This is a genomic window from Pseudomonas sp. H1_F01, from assembly GCF_054681425.1.
The window spans coordinates 196999-216987 of sequence record NZ_CP162823.1 but is presented as its reverse complement, the minus strand read 5'-3'; the positions used below and the strand labels follow the sequence as shown (position 1 = coordinate 216987).

Annotated in this window: 18 protein-coding genes; 5 read left to right on the top strand and 13 right to left on the bottom strand. The window is 60.3% G+C overall.

The annotated features are described in order from the left end of the window. Positions 1-71: 71 nt before the first annotated feature. Both AB4O09_RS01035 and AB4O09_RS01030 read right to left on the bottom strand, forming a co-directional pair. Entirely contained in the window at positions 72-698 is a 627-nt protein-coding gene (locus AB4O09_RS01035; protein WP_027912866.1) for a glutathione S-transferase family protein, read from the bottom strand. A gap of 125 nt (positions 699-823) precedes the next feature. After that, positions 824-1726, bottom strand: coding sequence for a LysR family transcriptional regulator (locus AB4O09_RS01030; protein WP_003207055.1), 903 nt, complete (start codon positions 1724-1726; stop codon positions 824-826). Positions 1727-1993: 267 nt separating this feature from the next. Between AB4O09_RS01030 and AB4O09_RS01025 the strand changes: the two genes are divergently transcribed. Continuing rightward, positions 1994-4207 carry an LTA synthase family protein gene (locus AB4O09_RS01025; RefSeq protein WP_003207056.1) on the top strand — a complete coding sequence of 738 codons (2214 nt, stop codon included), beginning with the start codon at positions 1994-1996 and terminating at the stop codon, positions 4205-4207. A gap of 61 nt (positions 4208-4268) precedes the next feature. Here AB4O09_RS01025 and AB4O09_RS01020 read toward each other — a convergent pair whose 3' ends face one another. Continuing rightward, entirely contained in the window at positions 4269-5258 is a 990-nt protein-coding gene (locus tag AB4O09_RS01020; protein ID WP_003207057.1) for an aspartate-semialdehyde dehydrogenase, read from the bottom strand. A gap of 131 nt (positions 5259-5389) precedes the next feature. On the opposite strand from AB4O09_RS01020, the gene ftrA reads away from it, so the two are divergent. Next, entirely contained in the window at positions 5390-6376 is a 987-nt protein-coding gene (gene ftrA, locus AB4O09_RS01015; protein ID WP_003207058.1) for a transcriptional regulator FtrA, read from the top strand. Here ftrA and nudK read toward each other — a convergent pair. Beyond that, positions 6373-6969, bottom strand: a complete 597-nt coding sequence (gene nudK, locus AB4O09_RS01010; RefSeq protein ID WP_003207065.1) for a GDP-mannose pyrophosphatase NudK — start codon at positions 6967-6969, stop codon at positions 6373-6375. The two genes, ftrA and nudK, sit on opposite strands and share 4 nt — an antisense overlap. Before the next feature lie 192 nt (positions 6970-7161). Between nudK and AB4O09_RS01005 the strand changes: the two genes are divergently transcribed. After that, the gene (locus tag AB4O09_RS01005; protein ID WP_003207067.1) at positions 7162-9051 is read left to right on the top strand and encodes a methyl-accepting chemotaxis protein; all 1890 of its coding nucleotides are present in this window, start codon (positions 7162-7164) and stop codon (positions 9049-9051) included. A gap of 3 nt (positions 9052-9054) precedes the next feature. Here the strand turns inward: AB4O09_RS01005 and nadE are convergent, their stop codons facing one another. The 3 genes from nadE to AB4O09_RS00990 are packed head-to-tail and all read right to left on the bottom strand — an operon-like array spanning position 9055 to position 11782. Next, on the bottom strand, positions 9055-9894 hold the full coding sequence (nadE, locus tag AB4O09_RS01000; protein ID WP_013694630.1) for an ammonia-dependent NAD(+) synthetase: 840 nt from the start codon (positions 9892-9894) through the stop codon (positions 9055-9057). A gap of 1 nt (position 9895) precedes the next feature. Further along, a complete protein-coding gene (gene pncB / locus AB4O09_RS00995; RefSeq protein WP_003207071.1) occupies positions 9896-11125 on the bottom strand; it encodes a nicotinate phosphoribosyltransferase in 1230 nt (409 codons plus the stop codon). A 9-nt stretch (positions 11126-11134) separates the two neighbouring features. Beyond that, positions 11135-11782, bottom strand: a complete 648-nt coding sequence (locus tag AB4O09_RS00990; protein ID WP_003207073.1) for a nicotinamidase — start codon at positions 11780-11782, stop codon at positions 11135-11137. A gap of 182 nt (positions 11783-11964) precedes the next feature. Here AB4O09_RS00990 and AB4O09_RS00985 point away from each other — a divergent pair, with 182 nt between their 5' ends. Together AB4O09_RS00985 and AB4O09_RS00980 are read left to right on the top strand one after the other, a co-directional pair. Further along, positions 11965-12522 carry an adenylyltransferase/cytidyltransferase family protein gene (locus AB4O09_RS00985; protein ID WP_003207075.1) on the top strand — a complete coding sequence of 186 codons (558 nt, stop codon included), beginning with the start codon at positions 11965-11967 and terminating at the stop codon, positions 12520-12522. Continuing rightward, positions 12512-13219: an NUDIX hydrolase gene (locus AB4O09_RS00980; protein ID WP_038855945.1), complete on the top strand. Its 708-nt coding sequence runs from the start codon at positions 12512-12514 to the stop codon at positions 13217-13219. The genes AB4O09_RS00985 and AB4O09_RS00980 overlap by 11 nt, the downstream gene beginning before the upstream one ends. A 3-nt stretch (positions 13220-13222) precedes the next feature. Here AB4O09_RS00980 and AB4O09_RS00975 read toward each other — a convergent pair whose 3' ends face one another. The 6 genes from AB4O09_RS00975 to AB4O09_RS00950 all read right to left on the bottom strand — a co-directional run bounded on the left by AB4O09_RS00975 (position 13223) and on the right by AB4O09_RS00950 (position 19977). Next, positions 13223-14479, bottom strand: coding sequence for a type II toxin-antitoxin system HipA family toxin (locus AB4O09_RS00975; protein ID WP_038855946.1), 1257 nt, complete (start codon positions 14477-14479; stop codon positions 13223-13225). Beyond that, on the bottom strand, positions 14472-14930 hold the full coding sequence (locus AB4O09_RS00970) for a helix-turn-helix domain-containing protein (protein WP_013694633.1): 459 nt from the start codon (positions 14928-14930) through the stop codon (positions 14472-14474). Before AB4O09_RS00970 ends, AB4O09_RS00975 begins: the two co-directional genes overlap by 8 nt. A 318-nt stretch (positions 14931-15248) precedes the next feature. Continuing rightward, positions 15249-17081, bottom strand: a complete 1833-nt coding sequence (gene glmS, locus AB4O09_RS00965) for a glutamine--fructose-6-phosphate transaminase (isomerizing) (protein ID WP_003207080.1) — start codon at positions 17079-17081, stop codon at positions 15249-15251. Between the two features lies 1 nt (position 17082). Beyond that, entirely contained in the window at positions 17083-17859 is a 777-nt protein-coding gene (locus tag AB4O09_RS00960; RefSeq protein WP_003207082.1) for a DeoR/GlpR family DNA-binding transcription regulator, read from the bottom strand. A 209-nt stretch (positions 17860-18068) separates the two neighbouring features. Further along, on the bottom strand, positions 18069-19436 hold the full coding sequence (glmU, locus tag AB4O09_RS00955; RefSeq protein WP_027912871.1) for a bifunctional UDP-N-acetylglucosamine diphosphorylase/glucosamine-1-phosphate N-acetyltransferase GlmU: 1368 nt from the start codon (positions 19434-19436) through the stop codon (positions 18069-18071). 115 nt (positions 19437-19551) lie between these two features. Continuing rightward, on the bottom strand, positions 19552-19977 hold the full coding sequence (locus AB4O09_RS00950; RefSeq protein ID WP_003207087.1) for a F0F1 ATP synthase subunit epsilon: 426 nt from the start codon (positions 19975-19977) through the stop codon (positions 19552-19554). Positions 19978-19989 lie beyond the last annotated feature (12 nt).

The window sequence follows — 19989 nt, the reverse complement described above, 5'->3', positions numbered from 1 at the left end:
CGCAGTGCCTTCATCGCGGGCAAGCCTTGCTCCCACCGTGAAGATAAATTTCCTCGCCACCGAGTTCCGTTTCAGGCGTGCTTTTGCAACCCGACAACCGTACGCGGCATGCCCACGAACCCGGGCAAGGCTTCGATCCGCGCCAGCCAGGCCCGCACATTGGCATAGTCCTCCAGCGATACATTGCCTTCCGGTGCGTGGGCGATGTAGCTGTAGCCGGCGATGTCCGCGACAGTCGCAGCGTCACCCGCCAGATAAGCACGGTTGCTCAATTCTTGATCAATGACTTTCAGCACGTTGTGGGAACGGGCAATCACGTCCTCAGCGTTGTAGGCCGCGCCAAACACCGTGATCAGTCGCGCCGTGGCCGGGCCCGCATGGATCGGCCCAGCCGCCACCGACAACCAGCGCTGCACCCGGGCGGCGCCAACAGGATCGGTCGGCAGCCAGCGGCCCTTGCCATATTTGTGCGCCAGGTACACCAGAATCGCGTTGGAGTCCGCCAGCACCACACCATCGTCGTCAATGACCGGTACCTGGCCAAACGCATTGAGCGCCAGGAAGTCCGCCTGTTTGTGCGCGCCCTTGGCCAAGTCGACGAAGACCTCTTCGACAGGCAGCCCGAGCAACGAAAGCATCAGTTGAACGCGATGGGAATGGCCGGAAAGCGGGAAGTGATAGTGCTTGATAGGGTTCATGGTCGACTCCGCTGCAAGTGACGCCATCAGCACAACGGCGTCGATGGGGTCATCTTCCGCTCCAGGCAAAACCAAGAGAATCACCCAGAAATGCAATCCATTGTTTCAGCCAGCGAAACAATGCTTCAACCGCTCAAGGCCGGATGTTCGCGCAGTGCACCGACGACGAAATCGACAAAACTGCGGACCCGCGTCGGCGCATTGCGCCCGCCCTGGTACACCACATGGATCGGCAGAGGCGGCAACTCAAAATCGGCCAGGACGATTTCCAGTTCCCCGGCCGCCACGTTGCCTGCCACTTGGTAAGACAGGACCCGCGTCATCCCCAACCCCTGGCAGGCCGCCGTGATCGCCGCCTGGTTGGCCGTCACCACCAGCCGAGGCACGGGCCGGACGGCCAACGGTTGGCCTGAATCGATGAAGGTCCAGCTTTTGACCTGGCCAATGGCCGATGACGCCACCACGGGCATTCGCTCCAAGTCCTCCGGATGCCGGGGCCGCCCGTGGCGCGCGAAGAAATCCGGGGCACCGCACACCACCCGCCGCACTTCACCGACACGCACGGCGTGCAAGTTGCTGTCCGGCAGCTCGCCAATGCGCAGGGCAACGTCGATGCCCTCCTCCACCAGGCTGACCGTGCGATCCAACAACAAGGCGTTGATGCTGACCTCGGGGAACCGGTGCAAGTAATCCACCAGCAGCGGCGTGACGAACAACTGACCGAACAACACCGGTGCGGTAATGGTCAACTGCCCACGGGGCTGGACGTGGCTGCCGGCCGCCGAATCCTCGGCTTCCTGCAAATCGCTCAGGATCCGGCGACAGTCCTCGAGAAAGCGCTGGCCGGCTTCGCTCAAGTACACGTTGCGGGTGGTGCGCACCAGCAATGGCGTGCCGATGCGTTGCTCCAACGCCGCCACCGCCCGCGTGACGCTGGCCGCCGACAACCCCAGGCGCCGCGCTGCCGCCGAAAACCCCGACGCCTGGGCCACGGCGAGGAAAACCTGCATTTCCTGGAACCTGTCCATCCATCCCCCGATGAGAAATCCTGATACAAGTTTTCTGCGCGTCTCAAAGCAGCGCTACGCGGCCATTGTAGAGGCCTGGGCCAGTGAACCACAGCGTAGCGCAGCCAGACACCGGGACATTGCCTCGGCCAGGGGCGATTGCCCTTGGTACCATCCCTCCTCATGACAATTTCATGACCGAAGGAACAACCCTCCGTGGGAGCAAGCTCGCTCCCACAGGGGTCGTGTCCGTTCAGTAGATTGGTTTCAACCGAAAGGCCTGCTTTTGTGAACGTTCTTTATCGCGCTTCAACCCATCCGCGCGCCGCCCTCATCGCCCTGATTGGCTGCGCACTACTCGTCCCCATGGGCCTGCGTCTCGCCCTGGGCTGGTCCGACCCGCTGGGTTATCTCTCGGACCTGGGTATCGGCGGGTTGCTGATCGTGCTGCTCCATCGCCGTCCCGGGTGGCTGGCGTTCCCGGTATTGCTGGCCTGGAGCGCGTTGATGCTGGCCAGCATCGAGCTGGTCAGCGCGGTCGGGCGGATGCCCAATCCTTCGGACATTCTTTATCTGACCGACCCACAGTTCGTTGAAAATTCCACCAGCGGCGGCTTCGCCCATCCCTGGCTGGCCGCGATCCAGTTGTCCGCGCTGGCGTTCTGGCTGATGACTCAATGGACCAGCCGCCCACGCCAGGCGCCACGTTTGCCTCGCCACGCCTGGGCCGTGCCCGTGTTGCTTCTGTTGGGCCACGGCGCGTTGCAAGCCTGGCGCCCCAGCGAGGCGGACCAATGGAGCGTGTTCAACCTGCCTCACCAACTCGTCACCGCAGGTATCGCCGCCGGGCAGGACCAGGCCCGACAATGGCTCGACGGCGATGCGGTGGACCCGGCCCCGCCGATGGAGGGGCTGACCCGCCTGGACCTCGATGGCAACAGATTGCTGGCCGAACCGGGGCGTGCGCGCAACGTCCTGGTAATCGCCCTGGAGGGCATTCCCGGGGCCTACGTGGGCGCCAACCGTCAGGCCTTGAAAAGCAGCTATCAGGAGAACCTGATGCCGCACCTCAGTGCCTGGGCCGAGCGCGGCATGAACACACCCGATTACGTCCTGCACAGCCACCAGACCATTCGCGGCCTCTACGCGATGCTGTGTGGCGACTACGACAAGCTCGACAACGGCACGCCCAAAGGCGTCGAAATGCTCAACCAGACCCAGCGCAACCAGGCCTGCCTGCCGGCCCAGTTGCGCCAGAACGGCTTTTCCACGCATTTCCTGCAGGGCGCGGGCCTGCGGTTCATGGCCAAGGACCGGATCATGCCGCACATCGGCTTCGACACAACCTTGGGCATGGAGTGGTTCACCCAACCGGCCTATCTGCAATTCCCTTGGGGCATGGACGACAAGACCTTCTTCGAGGGCGCGCTGGACTACGTCGGGCAACTGCAACAAGCGGACAAACCCTGGATGCTGACCCTGCTGACCGTGGGCACGCACCAACCCTACTCGGCACCGGATGACTACCTGCAACGCTACGACACCGCCAAGCAGGCAGCAGTAGGTTACCTGGACGACGCCCTGGAAAACTTCCTGGCGGGCCTGGAACGCCAGGGCATCCTGGACAACACCCTGGTGGTCATCACCTCGGACGAATCCCATGGCATCGACGACGTTCGGCTGGCCTCGTCCTGGGGGTTCAACCTGACGCTGGCGCCGGAGCCGTTGCCCAGGATCAAGTCCGGCACCTACGGCCACGTCGACCTGACCGCCTCGATCCTCGACTACTTCGGCTTTGCGGTGCCCACGTCGTTGTCCGGCCGCTCGATGTTCCGGGACTACCCGACGGGCCGGGAAATCATGTCGTTCACCAACGGTAAGCTGCGCTATCACAACGGCAAGGGCACCTTTACCGAGTGCGACTTCCTCCAGCATTGCCGTGACTACGCCAGCGACGGCTTCATCGCCGACCGCGCTACCTACGGCGGGCAATACAGCGGCCAGCGCGCCAGGCTGATCGGCGTCCGGGCCACGGCCCTGGACCAGACCCTGTTGCGCACGCCCTTGAACCAGCATTATCAATTCGGCAGTGCGGATAAGATCCCGCTGCCGGCCCAGGTCACCAACGACTGGACCGACAACCTGATCGGTGCCCAATACCTGGAAATGCCCAAGGGTTCACAGACCCGCGTCAGCCTGACCATCCGCGCCGTGGAGGCAGACCATGCCGCCTACATTTCCCTCAAGGCCAAGGAGTTCGAGCAGGATGTGTCGATGGACCTGCCGACAGACGTGGCGGTGACACCTGACCAGCCGCTGGTGATGAACCTCCGTTTCGACAATCCGCAGCAGCGCAAGGCGTTTTCCTTCCATCTGCTCGGTCATGGCGTCGGCGCCATCGAGATCAGCGACTTCAGCGTCGTGACCGAACTGCCGGACCAGACCGACCAGCCGCAATACCTGGACGATATGCAGGAAGACAGCGAGGCCCAATCCAGCTGAACGAAAAACGCGCACCCCTTGAACACGGCGGCGCGTTTCTATTGTTCGGGGCCGGACTTGATCAATGCTTGATCAATTGCATGATTTCGAACGCGTTCAATGCCGCCCCCCGCAGTAACTGGTCACCGCTGATGAACAGGTCCAGCCCATGCTCGCCATAGATCAGGTTGTAGCGAATCCGCCCGACTTCCACCGCATGCTTGTAGGTGGAAGTCATGGGCATCGGATAGGCGCCATACTCCGGCTCATCCACCACTTCAACCCCCGGCGCCGCGCGCAACAACTCATGCACCTGCGCCAATGACTGGACAGGCTCTTTGAACCGTAGGCTCAGGCTCTCGGCATGGGAGCGCAGGGTCGGCACCCGCACCGCCGTGGTGCTGATAGCCAACGCCGGCTCATCCAGGACCTTGCGCAGCTCCCAGACCACTTTCATTTCTTCACGGGTGTAACCATTGGCTTCGAACGAATCGACCTGGGGAATCACGTTGAAGGCCAGGTTATGGGCGAAGTGCTCGCTGTCATCGCGGTCGCCATAATCGCTGAAGGACTTGGCCTTCTCCCGCAGCTCCAGCATCGCTGGCTGCCCTGCACCACTGGCGGCCTGGTAAGTGGAAATGATCGCGCTCTCCAACCCGAAGGCCTGATGCAGCGGCCCCAGCACCATCAGCGCAATAGCCGAGGAACAATTGGGGTTGGCGATCAGTTTTTCGCCCTTGTAGCGCTGACCGTTGATGGGCGGCACCAGGAGCGGAATCGCCGGGTCGTAACGGAAGGCCGAGGAGTTATCAATGACGTAGGCGTTCTCAGCCAGACGCTCGCCATACTCCAAGGCGAAAGCCCCAGACACACACAGGAAGACGATATCGCACTCGGCACAACCCTCGACCGAAAAGGCTTCGACCAGGTGCTCGCCCTTCCCCACCTTCAAGCGCTTGCCCGCCGAACGGCCAGAGGCCATGCACACCACTTCATAATCGGTATTTTCAAGCAATTGCAGCATGGTCATGCCCACTGCACCGGTGCAGCCCACCACGGCGACTTTCTTCATTTCGCGTCCCTTATCCACCTTTGCAAAGGCTCAACCGTCTTGGTTTTCCCGATTACCTGCGATCGATTGTAGGGACACGGGCACGTCCGCTACAGTGCAGCGCAAGACAATAAACGGTGGATTTACGCCAAATGCATGCGCATCCCGGAACCGTGGCAATCCTCGTTTATGAAGGCCTTTGCGTGTTCGAGTTTGGTATCGCCCTGGAGATCTTCGGCCTGCCTCGCCCTGAGCTGGATGTACCGTGGTATGGCCATCAAATCGTCGCCGTCGACGCTGGACCGATGCATGCGCTGGGAGGCCTTCGGATAGCCGTCGACGCGGGCCTCGAAGCACTGGTTACCGCGCGAACCATCATCATCCCCGGCTGGCGCAGTCACCACGAACCGCCTCCTGAAGCGTTATTACAAGCACTGCGCCGCGCCCATGCCCGCGGTGCACGCCTGCTGTCGATCTGCTCGGGGGTGTTTGCCCTGGCTGCCACCGGGCTGCTCGACGGCAAGACCGCGACCACCCATTGGCAATTCTGCGCAGAACTGGCTGAGCGCTTCCCGCTGATCACGGTTGACCCGAATGTGCTGTATGTCGATTCCGGGCAATTGATCACCTCCGCCGGCAGCGCCGCCGGCATCGACGCCTGCCTGCACCTGATTGCCCGGGACTTCGGCACGCACATCGCCAACTCGGTGGCCCGTCGCCTGGTCATGGCGCCGCAACGGACCGGTGGCCAGGCCCAGTTCATCATCGCCCCCGTGAGCAAGTCACCACGCAACGAACTGACCCGCGTCCTGCAGTGGATGCGTGAAAACCTCGACCAGCCCCTAAGCGTCGGCGACATGGCCGCCCGCGTCGCCATGAGCGAGCGCACCTTCCTGCGCCGCTTCGTCGAAACCACCGGCCTGCCGCCCAAGACCTGGCTGCAACAGGAACGCTTGAACCGGGCACGGGCGCTGCTGGAAAGCACCGACCAGAGCACGGCCGGCATCGCCCAGGCCTGCGGCTATCGGTCGGTGGAGAGTTTCCGGGCCGCGTTCAGGAACGCTATCGGTTTGCCGCCCTCCGCCTATCGCGAAAGATTCGGCAGCGGTGAGGGTCGCCCAGAGGAGGCCTGGGGCTAATCCAGCAGCCGATGCAGCTTGGCGTACTGCAACAGCATGATGGTCTTGCCGTCGCAAATCTCCCCGGTCTCGATCATGCCCAAGGCCTGGTCGAGGGGCAGCTCCAGCACTTCGATCTCTTCGCCCTCGGCTTCCAGGCCGCCGCCTGCGTGCTGCTTGTCTTCATCGAAATACTCGCCGACGAAAAAATGCACCCGTTCAGTCACCGAACCCGGGCTCATGAAGGCGTCGAACACCTTGCGCACGTCCTGGATGATATAGCCGGTTTCTTCCTGGGTTTCCTTGCGGATGCAGGTGTGCGGGTCGTCGTTATCCAACAGGCCAGCGCAGGTTTCTATCAACAGGTCGTCGTGCCCGTTGACGAAGGCCGGGAAGCGGAATTGCCGGGTCAACACCACGGTCTGCTTGGCCTTGCTGTACAGCAGGATGGTGGCGCCGTTGCCCCGGTCGTAGGTCTCGCGCGTCAGCTCGCGCCATTGGCCGTTGCGGCCGAGGTAGTCGTAGGTGGTCTTGCGCAGCACGTACCAATTATCCGAGAGGACTTCGACGTGCTTGATTCGTACGCGATCCTTGATGCCGATTGCCTGTGTCATTTGCCCACTCCGTTCGGGACCCGAGGTCCCCTTTGAAAACTCCATTCGCACCTCTTTCATGCCCACAAGAAAACTCACGATGGCCCATCGTTTTTTCTAGTTCGACAAAATCCGCCCGCTCATTAAATCTTCGACCAGCCCTGAGCCTGCGGGGATTCGATCAATAAAAAAGAAACCAGACGAGAATTCCTCATGGGCATCAATCTGAAATTCGGCCACAAGATTCTTCTGGGGGCCTGCGTCATCGTGATGGCGGTATTCCTGTCTTTCTCGTTGTTCAACGACCATCGCCAGCAAGCCAGCACCCGCGAAGCACTGCACCGCAACCTACAGGCCACCGGCCAGTTGCTGGGCGCGAACCTCGACAGTTGGCTGGCAGGCCGGATCCTGTTGATCGAAGGTGCCGCCGAAACCATCGCCGCCAATCCCACCCCGCAGAACATCGGCGCAATTCTCTCCCAGGACATCATTGCAAAGACCTTCATCGCCAGCTACGTCGGCCTTGAAGACAGTCGTTTCTTTATCCATCCCGAACGGGTAATGCCCGACGGGTATGATGTTCGCCAGCGCGCCTGGTACAAAGACGCGGCTCGCAGCCTTGAACCGGTGCTGACCGAACCCTACATCGGTGCCGGTATTGATTATCTGATCATGACCCAAGCAGCGCCGATCAAGGTCAATGGCAAGGCCGTGGGTGTGCTGGGTGCGAGCCTGAGCCTGGAGCAACTCGCGAAAATCATCAATGCCGTGGACCTCAACGGCATAGGCTATGCCTTCCTGGTCAGCGACGACGGCAAGATCCTGGTGCACCCGGACAACACACGAGTGACCAAGACACTCGCCCAAGCGTTCCCCGAAGGCCCGCCGAGCATCAACAGCGCCCTGAATGAAGTGCAGGAAAATGGCCGAACGCGGATCGTCACTTTTACCCCGATCAACGGCCTGCCCTCGCTGCACTGGTCCATCGGACTTTCAGTGGATAAAGACAAGGCCTACGCCGCACTCCACGAGTTTCGCACTTCGGCGCTGGTCGCCACATTGATCGCCATGCTGGTCACGGTCGGTTTGCTCGGTCTGTTGATCAATGCCCTGATGCGACCATTACGCCGCATGGGCTCGGCCATGCAATCCATAGCCGATGGCGAAGGCGACCTGACCCAGCGCCTGCACAGCCTGTCCCGGGACGAGTTCGGCATGATGGCCGGGGGCTTCAACCGCTTCGTCGAACGTATCCAGCAGTCGATCCGAGAAGTCCTGGCGTCCAGTGTCCAGCTCACCCAATTGGCGGCACAGGTCAGCCAGGCGTCAAACGCGTCACTGGAAAGCTCTGACACTCAAGCGGCGCTGACCCATAACGTCGCCGCGGCTATCAACGAGCTTGGGGCCGCAGCGCAGGAAATCGCCCGCAGCGCCGCTCATGCCTCAAGCCGCGCCTCTGATACCAGGGATCAGACCCAGGAAGGTCAGTCGGTGGTGCAGCGCAGTATCAGCGCCATGTCGCAACTCTCGTCGCAGGTGGTCAATACCCGCCAGGACATCGAAAGCCTGAATGAGAAAACGCTGAAGATCGGACGTATTCTCGACGTCATCAAAGGCATCTCCGACCAGACCAACTTGCTGGCCCTTAACGCTGCCATCGAGGCCGCCCGTGCCGGAGATGCCGGGCGCGGTTTTGCAGTGGTCTCGGACGAAGTGCGTACGCTCGCCCATCGCACCCAGCAGTCCGCCCAGGAAATCCACAGCATGATCGAGGAACTGCAAGCAGGTGCCGGTAGCGCCGTGAGCGCCATGCTCGAAAGCCAGCGTCACAGCGACGACAACGTCACTACCGCCAGGCTTGCGGGCGAGCGACTCAATCGCGTGCTGCTGGGCATCGGCGAGATCGATGAGATCAACCTGTCGGTAGCCACCGCCACCGAAGAACAAACCTCAGTGGTGGACAATCTGGATCGCGACATCAGCCACATCAATGACCTGAACCAGCAAATGGTCGGCAATTTGCAATCCACCTTGCAGGCCTGCACAGAACTGGAAAACCAGTCACGCCGCCTGCAACAAATGGTCAACACCTTCAAGATCTGAGGGTCATTCAGACCGGGTAGGCGGGACGCGGGGCAATGCTCGTTTGTGGGCCGTCTTGAGGTAGGCGCGTTCAATGATCTGTCGCGCCTGCGGCGACACCTCTTCGCCCATCAGATACCCATCGATTTCCTCGTAGCTGCAGCCATACGCCACCTCATCCAGCTTACCGGGTGCCAGGTCTTCCAAATCAGCGGTCGGCGCCTTGCGCACCAGGTATGCGGGGGCGCCCATCGCATCGGCCAACAATCTCACCTGAGTCTTCGTCAACCCGGACAGCGGTGCCAGGTCGCACGCGCCGTCGCCAAACTTGGTGAAAAAACCCATCACCGCCTCCGCCCCATGATCGGTGCCCACCACCAACCCATTGCTCAGATTGGCAATGGCGTATTGCGCCAGCATCCGGGCCCGGGCCTTGGCGTTGCCTTTGGCAAAGTCGATGAGCTCGGCGCCAGGCTGCAAGCCATCGATGGCGATACTGCCCATCAGCCCGTCAACACCAGCGGCGATGTTGCTGGTGGTGATCAAGTCCGGCCGGATGAAGTCCAGGGACGCCTGGGCGTCTTGCTCATCGGCCTGAGCCTTGTAGGGCAACCGGACGGCGATAAAGCGCGCCTCGTAGTCTTCACCCCGCAGTTGCTCCACGGCCAACTGACACAGGCGGCCGGCGGTGAGAGAGTCGACACCGCCACTGATCCCCAGGACCAGGGACTTGCAGCCCGACTCGCGCAAGATCTGCTTGATGAATTCGATGCGGCGGGCAACCTCGGTTGCTTCGCCACCCCGTGTGAGTTGACGGTCGATGCCCAGTTCCCGGGCAATGCGTTCTTGCACAAGCGTAGTCATATCAGGCTCCCAACTGTGGATTGATCAGGGCAACGTTGAACACTTGGGCGGCGTACCGCAGAAACGAGGCATCCTCGCAGACGTTCTTGATCGGGTCGTCGGAGAACTTCACGACCGGCTCGCCGTGGACCCGCACCAGCTTCATGACGATGCTCAGCGGTTCAACCCCGTCGACATCGCAGGCCAGGCTGGTGCCCATGCCAAAACCGAATTTGGCCTTGCCGCGAATATGACGCAGGATCGGCAGGCACTTTTCGAAATTGAGGCCATCGGAGAACATCAGGTCCTTGGTGCGCGGGTCGATGCCCAGTTCCTGGTAACGCCCCAGCACCTTGTCAGCCCAGACGATAGGGTCACCGGAATCCTGGCGCAGGCCGTCATAGAGCTTGGCAAAGTACAGGTCGAAATCCTTGAGGAAGAAGTCGGTGCTGATGCAGTCCGTCAGGGCGATACCGAGGCGGCCACGATACTCGCGCACCCAGTTTTCCAACGCCGCGTTCTGGCTCTCGCGCAAGCGCCCGAGTTGTTGATGCACCATCAGCCATTGGTGAGCCATGGTGCCTATCAGGGGCAGATCGAACTCGTAAGCCAAGTGAGCGTTACTGGTGCCGACAAAGACCCCAGGAAAATCGCTGCGCATGATATTCACCACTTCACGCTGGGCCCTGAACGACAGCCGCCGCCGGGTGGAGAAGTCTGAAACGCGAAACTCGGCGAGTTCTTCACGGCTGGCGTTTTTCTCCAGCCATTCGAACTTCTGGTACAGCTTGCGGGTGACGTCGGCCAACTCGACCTCGGGGTATTTCTCGCGGTTGCGCAGTTCGCTGACCATCGCCAATACCGGCTGCTCGAACATGATGCAGTGCAACATCGGCCCACGGACGCGGATGTGCAGTTGGCCGTCGACTTCCGAAACGTGTATGTAGCGCAAATTGAAGCGAAACAGGCCGAGGAACTGCTCGAAGTCCGGTGTCAGGTACTCACGGAAACGCTTGTTGAACAGAAACCGCTGCTCCCCCTCGCGCAGCTGCAGCCCGGCGAGCCTCTCAAGCTCGACACGAATATCCGGGATCAGGTGACCGAGGCGCTCCTTGGAACGCACGATGAACTGGTATTCCACCTCGACATTCGGGTGCTGGTGCAAGACCGCCTGCATCATGGTGAAGGTGTAGTAATCGGTATCCAGAAGACTCTGGATGGTGCCGCTGCTTGAATCGAATGCACTGTCCATGGCTCTTCCTTATGCGTTTGCCAGGCGGATGGTTTCTTCGCGCGTCGCGGCAACCGAGACGCCCGCTTGCCGCATGTCTTGAATGGCTTGAATAGCCCCCTCTTCACTGATGGCCCGACAGGCCGGGAGGTGAATGATCACCTTGAAGCCGGCGGCGGCCAGTTGCAAAACGGTGGTCTTGACGCAGAAATCCAGCGCCAGCCCGCCAACTATCACCTGCTCCACACCCAGGCCGTTCAGGTACTCGATCACCCCGGTGGACAGCTTGCCGTGCAGGTCGTGATAGCAGGCGCCGTAGGGGTGCAAATCCGGCTCGACGCCCTTCCAGACGAAATAGTCGTAGTCGTAGGGAGTCGGCAGTTGATCCAGCAAAGCGAAACCTTCGGTGCCGGGAACGCAGTGGCTGACCCAGGTGATATCGGCATGCTCGAGCCCGGTCGGCACGAACATCTGTGCGTGATCGGCGACCACCCACGGCGCCAGGGGCGAATGGGCGTCCTTGCTGCCGACGCGGAGGCTGGCCAGGGACGCGATGAAATTCAGCTCACCGGCAATCTGGTCGCCGCCCGGCACTGGAAGCTCATCGGGGCATAGCGGCGTGAAGCTCTTTTGCGCATCGACATCGAAGGAAGCTGTTTTCCGGGTCAGGCTGTTCATGCTGGGTTTCTCCTCTTCATGGCCGTGAGAGTACATAAGGTGTACTTTCATAACAAGCCACTCGCAGAAAATATTTTTGATGAGTCTTCTTTAATTAATGGCTATGGTTCAGCACAAAGCAGGTTTTCACTAAAAAGATTTTGCTGATAGAGTACATGTCATGTACCAAAAGAGGATGTGCCATGTTCGAGATTGCCCTTTATGGCGGCGCCTTCAATCCCCCGCACGCCGGTCACGCCCAGGTGATGATCGAGGCCTCACGCCAGGCCAGACGCGTGCTGGTGGTCCCCAGCTTGCGGCATCCCTACGGCAAGCAAATGGTCGACTATGAGGTTCGCCTGAACTGGCTGGAATCGATCGTCGAGAACGTTCAGCCACTGTGCTGCGCCGAAGTGCGTGCAAGCCGGGTGGAACAGGTCGTGGCCCGTGGCGTTGAAGGCGCAATCTACAGCTACACCCTGCTCGCCCACCTCGCCGACAGCCTGGCCCTGGACGGCAAGCGGATTGCGTTGGTGGTGGGTCAGGATGTTGCGGATCGGCTGCCGACCTTCTACCGCGGCCAGGAATTGCTGGAGCGTTTTTCCATTCTTTGCGTGGAGGAAAGGATCCACGTGCGCAGCACGGTGGTTCGCGACCGACTGGCTTTGGGCAAACCGCTTCCCAGCGACTGGATGGCACCGGGCATGAACCCGTTAAACTATGGTCTTTACGCTCCCCACGGAAATCGACATGCCCACTAGCACAGCCCCCGCGCGCGGTTATCTGCACACCATCGACCTCGGTGTGCTGCGCTTCTGCCGGGAAACCCACGCACTGGAAATCCTCCTGAACCGACGGGAAGCCGAGCCGTTTGCCGGCCATTGGGCGCTGCCCGGGATCGTGGTCAATGGTGACGTCGAAGATCTCACGCTGAACGACGCCGTGGAGCGCCTGCGCAATTCAAACAAGGTCGGCATGCCGCTGGCCTGGATCGAACAGGTCGGCACCGTCGGCGACGCGTTCCGCGATCCGCGCTGCTGGTCGTCCTCGACGTTCTACCTGGCGATTGTCAGCGAAGCGGTCCAGCTCGCCGAACACCAGGGATTTTTCCCCCTCAAGGACGTCGCTGACGCCTCGATCAAACTTCCTTTCGACCACAACAGCCTGGTGGCTGCAGTCCAGGAGCGGTTGTTGTCCAAAGCCCTCTATAGCAGCCTGCCGCTGATGTTCCTGGGCCCGGAATTCAGCGCGCCGGAAGCGGTGGGCATTTTCTCCGTGGTGCTCGATCGCCCGGTACTCAAGACCAGCATGCGCCAGCGTTTGCTGAAGATGACCGAGGCGGGTTATTTGCAGGAAACCGGTCGCAAAAAAAGCGGCGACGGCGGCCGCCCGCAACGCACGGTGGAAAATCTCAAGCCGACCAGCGTTTATCTTTTTGATCGTTGTTTTCTGGAGTAGCGGTCAGCGGGCAAGCGCGAATGCTGGCGCTATGCGCTCCTGCTCATTGCTTGAGATTCCCAGATAGCGCGCGACTCTGGGCCATTTCCTGACGACGCCCTGAAACCTCTCGATGGTTTGCCTGGCATCGTCAGCAGACACTCGGAAGTAGCCTGCCACGCTCATTGCCAAATCAAGGTCCATGGCGTTATCTGCCTCTGAAACGTTGAGCCTCAAGCCAGTATCACCAGGGACAGGGTTCATGTCATACGCAGGTGAAAGACGCCAACCGCGTCCTGGCTCCAATAGGAAGCCATGGTTTCGTAGATGATCGTCAGTATTCGAAACCAGCATATTGAAGACAATTCTTCGCCAAAGCTCGGGAATATCTACGTCGGGAGCGGCACCCTCCCTCACCAATACCTCTGCAATCTCCAGATAACTCGCCCCCGTCTCATGCCCATCACCATCTTGATGGTCCGTCAGGGTCATCGCTGAAGCAAAATGAAATCGTCCACCCGTTGCTGTTCTGTCAAAGCGCTTAACCATGAAACAGTGGTAATCACTCGCGTATCGTTGCGCTCTCCCTTCGGCAACATTTAGTCCACAGCCTTGGGCCAATGTGTTGACGACCATCTCCCAGCCGCCCACGTCGTGGGTGTCTCTATTACTGGGGAATTTTCCTATCCAGAGAGCGTGATCGTCATCGACTACGCTTGCCTTGGGCCTCGCTCCGCCCAGAGAGCCACCTGGAGCAATGAGCATTCGAATCCAGTCCTGCCCCTGAGCCCCCCGATCCTCTCCGGCTTCAAATCGACGCGAAGCCTCTTCAAGCTCCCGCATGCGAGCCATAGGTGGGGCGGCCTGTTCCACATGGTCGTCAAGGAACGCTCCCTCTTCCTCCACTTTGAAACGCAACCCCCCTACCCGGTAAGCGTCGTGAACACCGATGAGGTAGTCCGAGTCAAATAGCCGTGCGTCCTGCGGTACGACTCCTGCTCTTTTATCCCGCTCCAGGCGACGATCCATCAGCAGTCGCCCCCATCGATCAGGTGAGGAGTCCGATACGCACCCAAAGCAATTTCTCGCTGGATATTGCCGTCCTTCGTAAGGCTGAATCCGAGGGTCGATCGCAATCTGAGTGTGAATGGTTTGAAGAACGGCCCGCGCGTATTCAAACTCCATACGCTCTGATCCTGCCAATCTGCGGGAATGAAGGGTCCCAAGCAGTACCGGTGCTGTTTCATTCCAGTCTGCGTAGACGAAAATCCTTTCAGGCATCGTCGTCCCCTAGAAGCTTCTTAGCCAGTTCAGAGCTTGTCTGGCTCCGACTGTCAGCGGCTGGTGATGTAGAACTATTTTCTTTTGCTGAGACGCTGACCAAGTTGTCCCAATGAAATTGAGGCAGCCGTACTTTTGGCTTGATGTGCTCGACTGCAGACCGCCCTTTCAGCTCAGCATCTTGCAGATCACGGCCTAGCTCATCCGTGCGTGCAAGCAATTCGAGATCCTTCTCCAACCCCAAGGCTACTAACACTGAAACGTAGGCTCCGATGGTCACAGCGGGGCTGCCACTTTCCAGCGCCCTCAACGTGGGGGCGCTCATGCCTGCCCGCGCCGCCATTTGCGCCGCAGTTATCTTACGGCGCTTACGAGCCAGCTCGATCCGTTCGCCAAACTGGCGCAGGAGCCGCTCGGCTGACGGCATGAGGGGTGCGGTTTTTTTAGGCATGGCCGTATTTTTTCAATTTCTGCAGGAATTTGAAAAAATACTAGCACATAGATTCCAGGCACTCGCTTCTAAGCGAGAAAAATATGAAAGTATTTTTTCATATTTCAGATAAAAATCGAAAAATACCTTCCAGTTCCACCTCTGGCTGCTCAATTAGCGCAGATGCTAAGTCTGGTTCGTATTCTGCTGTGGTAAAGGGGGATATACGATCAAGGTCTAGCCATGCGTCAGGGAAGAATGACCGGGTTTAGCAGCGCTAAACCCGAACAGACTTATGACTTAGGATCACCAAGGAGAGCCAGGCTTCTGGTGGGCGACTCACTCCACCGTCACAGATTTCGCCAGGTTACGCGGCTGGTCCACATCAGTCCCCTTGAGCACCGCGACGTAGTACGACAGCAGTTGCAGCGGGATGGTGTAGAGAATCGGCGACAGGATGTCGTGGATGTGTGGCATGTGCACCACGTGGGTGCCTTCGCCATTGGTCATGCCAGCCTTTTCGTCGGCAAAGACAATCAACTGGCCGCCACGGGCGCGCACTTCCTGCAGGTTGGACTTGAGCTTTTCCAGCAGCTCGTTGTTCGGCGCGACGGTGACCACCGGCATGTCGTTATCCACAAGCGCCAGCGGGCCGTGCTTGAGCTCGCCGGCCGGGTAGGCCTCGGCGTGGATGTAGGAGATTTCCTTGAGCTTCAAGGCCCCTTCCATCGCCACCGGGAATTGCGCGCCACGGCCCAGGAACAGGGTGTGGTTCTTCTCGGCGAACAGCTCGGCGATTTTTTCCACAGTACCGTCCATGGCCAGGGCTTCGCCCAGGCGAGCCGGCAGGCGACGCAGTTCTTCCACCAGTTCGGCCTCGACGCCCTTGCCCAGCGTACCGCGCACTTGGCCCAAGGCCAGCGTCAGCAACAGCAACCCCACCAGTTGCGTAGTGAACGCCTTGGTCGACGCCACGCCGATCTCACGACCGGCCTGGGTCAGCAGGGTCAGGTCGGATTCGCGCACCAGCGAGCTGATGCCCACGTTGCAGATCGCCAGGCTGGCGAGGAAACCCAGTTCCTTGGCGTTGCGCAAGGCGGCCAGGGTGTCGGCGGTTTCGCCGGACTGGGAGATGGTGACGAACAGCGAATCGGGTTGCACCACCACTTTGCGATAGCGGAACTCGCTGGCGACTTCGACCTGGCACGGAATACCAGCCAGTTCTTCCAACCAGTAACGGGCGACCATGCCGGCGTGATAACTGGTGCCGCAGGCCACGATCTGCACGTTGCGGACCTTGGCGAACAACTCGGCCGCCTGTGGACCGAACGCCTGGACCAGCACCTGGTTCTGGCTCATGCGGCCTTCCAGGGTGCGTTGCACCACGGCCGGTTGTTCGTGGATTTCCTTGAGCATGAAGTGGCGGAACTCGCCCTTGTCAGCGGCTTCGGCACCGTCGCGGTACTGGACGGTCTCACGCTCTACACTTTTGCCATCGAGGTCCCAGATCTGCACGCTGTCGCGGCGGATTTCGGCGATATCGCCTTCTTCCAGGTACATGAAGCGGTCGGTGACCTGGCGCAGCGCCAACTGGTCGGAAGCCAGGAAGTTTTCCCCCAGGCCGAGGCCGATGACCAATGGGCTGCCGCTGCGGGCTGCCACCAGGCGATCAGGTTGTTTCGTGCTGATGACCGCCAGGCCATAGGCACCGTGCAGTTCCTTGACGGTGGCCTTGAGGGCGACGGTCAGGTCCAACAGGTCCTTGAGCTTGTGATTGAGCAGATGGGCAATGACTTCAGTGTCGGTGTCCGAGGTGAACACATAGCCAAGCGCCTTGAGCTGTTCACGCAGGGCTTCGTGGTTTTCGATGATGCCGTTGTGCACCACCGCCAGGTCGCCGGAAAAATGCGGGTGAGCGTTACGCTCGCACGGCGCGCCATGGGTGGCCCAGCGGGTGTGGGCGATGCCCAGGCGACCGAGCAGCGGTTCGGCTTCCAGCGCCTGCTCCAGCTCGCTGACCTTGCCCGGACGACGCATGCGTTCGAGCTTCTCGTCGTTGGTAAACACCGCCACACCGGCGCTGTCATAACCGCGGTACTCCAGGCGCTTGAGGCCTTCGAGCAAGATTGCTGTGATGTTGCGTTCAGCAACGGCGCCGACAATTCCACACATGCTATTTCTCCTGGCTGACAGGCGCGCAGATCACGGTGATGCCGCGGGCCTGAATCTGATCGCGGGCCTCTACGGGCAGGCGATCATCGGTAATGAGGGTATGGACGCTGCTCCACGGCAGCTCCAGGTTGGGGATCTTGCGGCCGATCTTGTCGGCCTCCACCATCACGATCACTTCGCGGGTAACCTCAGCCATCACACGGCTCAAGCCCAGCAGTTCGTTGAAGGTGGTGGTACCTCGAACCAGATCGATGCCGTCGGCGCCGATGAACAACTGGTCGAAGTCGTAGGAACGCAGGACCTGCTCGGCCACCTGGCCCTGGAACGACTCGGAATGAGGGTCCCAGGTGCCGCCGGTCATCAACAGCACCGGCTCGTGCTCCAGTTCGCTCAAGGCATTGGCGACGTGCAGGGAATTGGTCATCACCACCAGGCCCGGCTGTTGGCCGAGTTGCGGAATCATGGCCGCCGTGGTGCTGCCGCTGTCGATGATGATGCGCGCATGTTCGCGGATCCGCTTCACCGCGGCCCGGGCAATGGCCAGTTTGTACTTGGAGACGGTTTGCCCGTTATCGGCCACCAACTCCTGCGGCATCGGGACCGCGCCACCGTAGCGACGCAGCAGAAGGCCGTTGGTTTCCAGGGCGGCGAGATCCTTGCGAATCGTAACTTCCGAGGTTTCGAAGCGCTTGGCCAACTCATCCACACTGACCTCACCCTGCTCCTGGAGCAAGGCAAGGATGTTGTGACGGCGTTGTGGTGTGTTGCGTTTCGACATGGCGGTATAAGTTTCGATTCGAAAGATAACGTAAGCAATCAAAACCTATTGAAGGGAAATCGTCAAGACGGGAGAAGAAAAATTCAGAAATCCCCTAAATCAATGTGGGAGCGAGCTTGCTCGCGAAGGGGCCAGGTCAGGCAATGCCGCTTTACCTGATACACCGCTATCGCGAGCAAGCTCGCTCCCACAGGGGGTTGTGGATAACTTTAGGGCTTCTTGATTTTCTCCGGTCGCTTCCAGCCATCAATATTGCGCTGACGGGCACGAGCCACAGCCAGTTGGGACTTATCCACATCCTGATTGATAGTTGAACCTGCGGCCGTGTTTGAACCATCACCGATAGTCACGGGAGCCACCAGCGAGTTGTTGGAGCCGATGAACACGTCTTCTCCAATGGTCGTCCGGTACTTGTTGGCGCCATCGTAGTTGCAGGTGATGGTCCCGGCGCCAATGTTGGTGCGGGCGCCGACTTCAGTGTCACCGAGGTAGGTCAGGTGCCCGGCCTTGGCGCCTTCGCCCAGATGAGCATTCTTCAGTTCAACGAAGTTACCCACATGGGCACGGGCTTCCAGCACCGAGCCTGGACGCAGGCGGGCAAACGGGCCGGCGTCGCTGCCCTCTCCCATGACCGCACCGTCGAGATGGCTGTTGGCTTTGATCACCACGCCTTTGCGCAGGGTGCTGTCCTTGATCACGCAGTTCGGGCCGATGACCACGTCGTCTTCGATGACAACCTTGCCTTCGAGGATGACGTTGATGTCGATGACCACGTCGCGACCCACGCTGACTTCACCACGCACGTCGAAACGGGCCGGATCGCGCAGGGTCACACCTTGGGCCATCAGGCGGCGGGCGGCGCGCAATTGATAGTGGCGCTCCAGTTCGGCCAGTTGCCGACGATCATTGGCACCTTGCACTTCCATGGCGTCCAGCGGCTGCTCGGTGGCGACCACCAGCCCGTCGCTGACCGCCATGGCGATCACATCGGTCAGGTAGTACTCGCCCTGGGCATTGTTGTTCGACAAGCGGCTCATCCAGTCACCCAGGCGCTCGGCCGGTACGGCCAGAATCCCGGTGTTGCCTTCAGTGATCGCGCGCTGTGCTTCGTTGGCGTCCTTCTGCTCGACGATGGCGGTCACCTGGCCGTCGACGTTACGTACGATGCGGCCATAACCGGTGGGGTCGTCGAGCTCGACGGTCAACAGGCCCAACTGTTGTGGCGCGACATGCTTGAGCAGGCGTTGCAAGGTGTCGACTTCGATCAGCGGCACATCGCCGTAGAGAATCAGCACCGTATCGGCCGTGATGAACGGCACGGCCTGGGCCACTGCATGGCCGGTGCCCAGTTGTTTGTCCTGCAGAACGAAATTCAGGTCATCGGCGGCCAGGCGTTCGCGCACCGCATCGGCACCGTGGCCGATCACCACGTGAATGCGCTGTGGATCAAGTTGCCGGGCGCTGTGGATAACATGGCCGAGCATGGAGTTGCCGGCTACCGGGTGCAAGACCTTGGGCAGCGCCGAACGCATGCGAGTGCCTTGACCGGCCGCGAGGATAACGATTTCAAGAGACATGACTGGCTACCAATCCTGGGTGGTCAGCGGCTGCGACCAGATGATGAGTGTCGGGAAAAGAAAAAAGGGTAGCCGAGGCTACCCTTTTTAATCAATCGCACAGAAAGCAGACGGCTTAGCCGCCGAACTTCTTGCGGATCTGCTGGACGGTACGCAGCTGGGCTGCGGCCTCGGCCAGACGTGCAGCAGCAGAACCGTAATCGAACTCCGCGCCTCGCTCGTGCAGGGCCTTCTCGGCAGCCTTGACGGCTTCCTGAGCGGAGGCTTCGTCCAGGTCGGCAGCACGTTGCACAGTGTCGGCAAGGACCTTGACCATGTTCGGCTGAACCTCGAGGAAACCACCGGAGATGTAATACACCTCGGCTTCCCCGCCCTGCTTGATCAAGCGGATCGGACCCGGTTTCAGATTAGTGATCAGCGGTGCGTGACCCAGAGCGATACCAAGATCACCCAGCTCACCATGCGCAATCACCATCTCGACCAGACCGGAGAAGATTTCCCCTTCCGCACTGACGATATCGCAATGGACTGTCATAGCCATCTGATTGCCTCA

Excerpts from the sequence above, each read along its gene's own strand:
- AB4O09_RS01035 (WP_027912866.1), bottom strand. The coding sequence starts at position 698 with ATGAACCCTATCAAGCACTATCACTTCCCGCTTTCCGGCCATTCCCAT.
- AB4O09_RS01030 (WP_003207055.1), bottom strand. The coding sequence starts at position 1,726 with ATGGACAGGTTCCAGGAAATGCAGGTTTTCCTCGCCGTGGCCCAGGCG.
- AB4O09_RS01020 (WP_003207057.1), bottom strand. The coding sequence starts at position 5,258 with ATGAAGAAAGTCGCCGTGGTGGGCTGCACCGGTGCAGTGGGCATGACC.
- ftrA (WP_003207058.1), top strand. The coding sequence starts at position 5,390 with ATGCATGCGCATCCCGGAACCGTGGCAATCCTCGTTTATGAAGGCCTT.
- nudK (WP_003207065.1), bottom strand. The coding sequence starts at position 6,969 with ATGACACAGGCAATCGGCATCAAGGATCGCGTACGAATCAAGCACGTC.
- AB4O09_RS01005 (WP_003207067.1), top strand. The coding sequence starts at position 7,162 with ATGGGCATCAATCTGAAATTCGGCCACAAGATTCTTCTGGGGGCCTGC.
- nadE (WP_013694630.1), bottom strand. The coding sequence starts at position 9,894 with ATGACTACGCTTGTGCAAGAACGCATTGCCCGGGAACTGGGCATCGAC.
- pncB (WP_003207071.1), bottom strand. The coding sequence starts at position 11,125 with ATGGACAGTGCATTCGATTCAAGCAGCGGCACCATCCAGAGTCTTCTG.
- AB4O09_RS00990 (WP_003207073.1), bottom strand. The coding sequence starts at position 11,782 with ATGAACAGCCTGACCCGGAAAACAGCTTCCTTCGATGTCGATGCGCAA.
- AB4O09_RS00985 (WP_003207075.1), top strand. The coding sequence starts at position 11,965 with ATGTTCGAGATTGCCCTTTATGGCGGCGCCTTCAATCCCCCGCACGCC.
- AB4O09_RS00980 (WP_038855945.1), top strand. The coding sequence starts at position 12,512 with ATGCCCACTAGCACAGCCCCCGCGCGCGGTTATCTGCACACCATCGAC.
- AB4O09_RS00975 (WP_038855946.1), bottom strand. The coding sequence starts at position 14,479 with ATGCCTGAAAGGATTTTCGTCTACGCAGACTGGAATGAAACAGCACCG.
- AB4O09_RS00970 (WP_013694633.1), bottom strand. The coding sequence starts at position 14,930 with ATGCCTAAAAAAACCGCACCCCTCATGCCGTCAGCCGAGCGGCTCCTG.
- glmS (WP_003207080.1), bottom strand. The coding sequence starts at position 17,081 with ATGTGTGGAATTGTCGGCGCCGTTGCTGAACGCAACATCACAGCAATC.
- AB4O09_RS00960 (WP_003207082.1), bottom strand. The coding sequence starts at position 17,859 with ATGTCGAAACGCAACACACCACAACGCCGTCACAACATCCTTGCCTTG.
- glmU (WP_027912871.1), bottom strand. The coding sequence starts at position 19,436 with ATGTCTCTTGAAATCGTTATCCTCGCGGCCGGTCAAGGCACTCGCATG.
- AB4O09_RS00950 (WP_003207087.1), bottom strand. The coding sequence starts at position 19,977 with ATGGCTATGACAGTCCATTGCGATATCGTCAGTGCGGAAGGGGAAATC.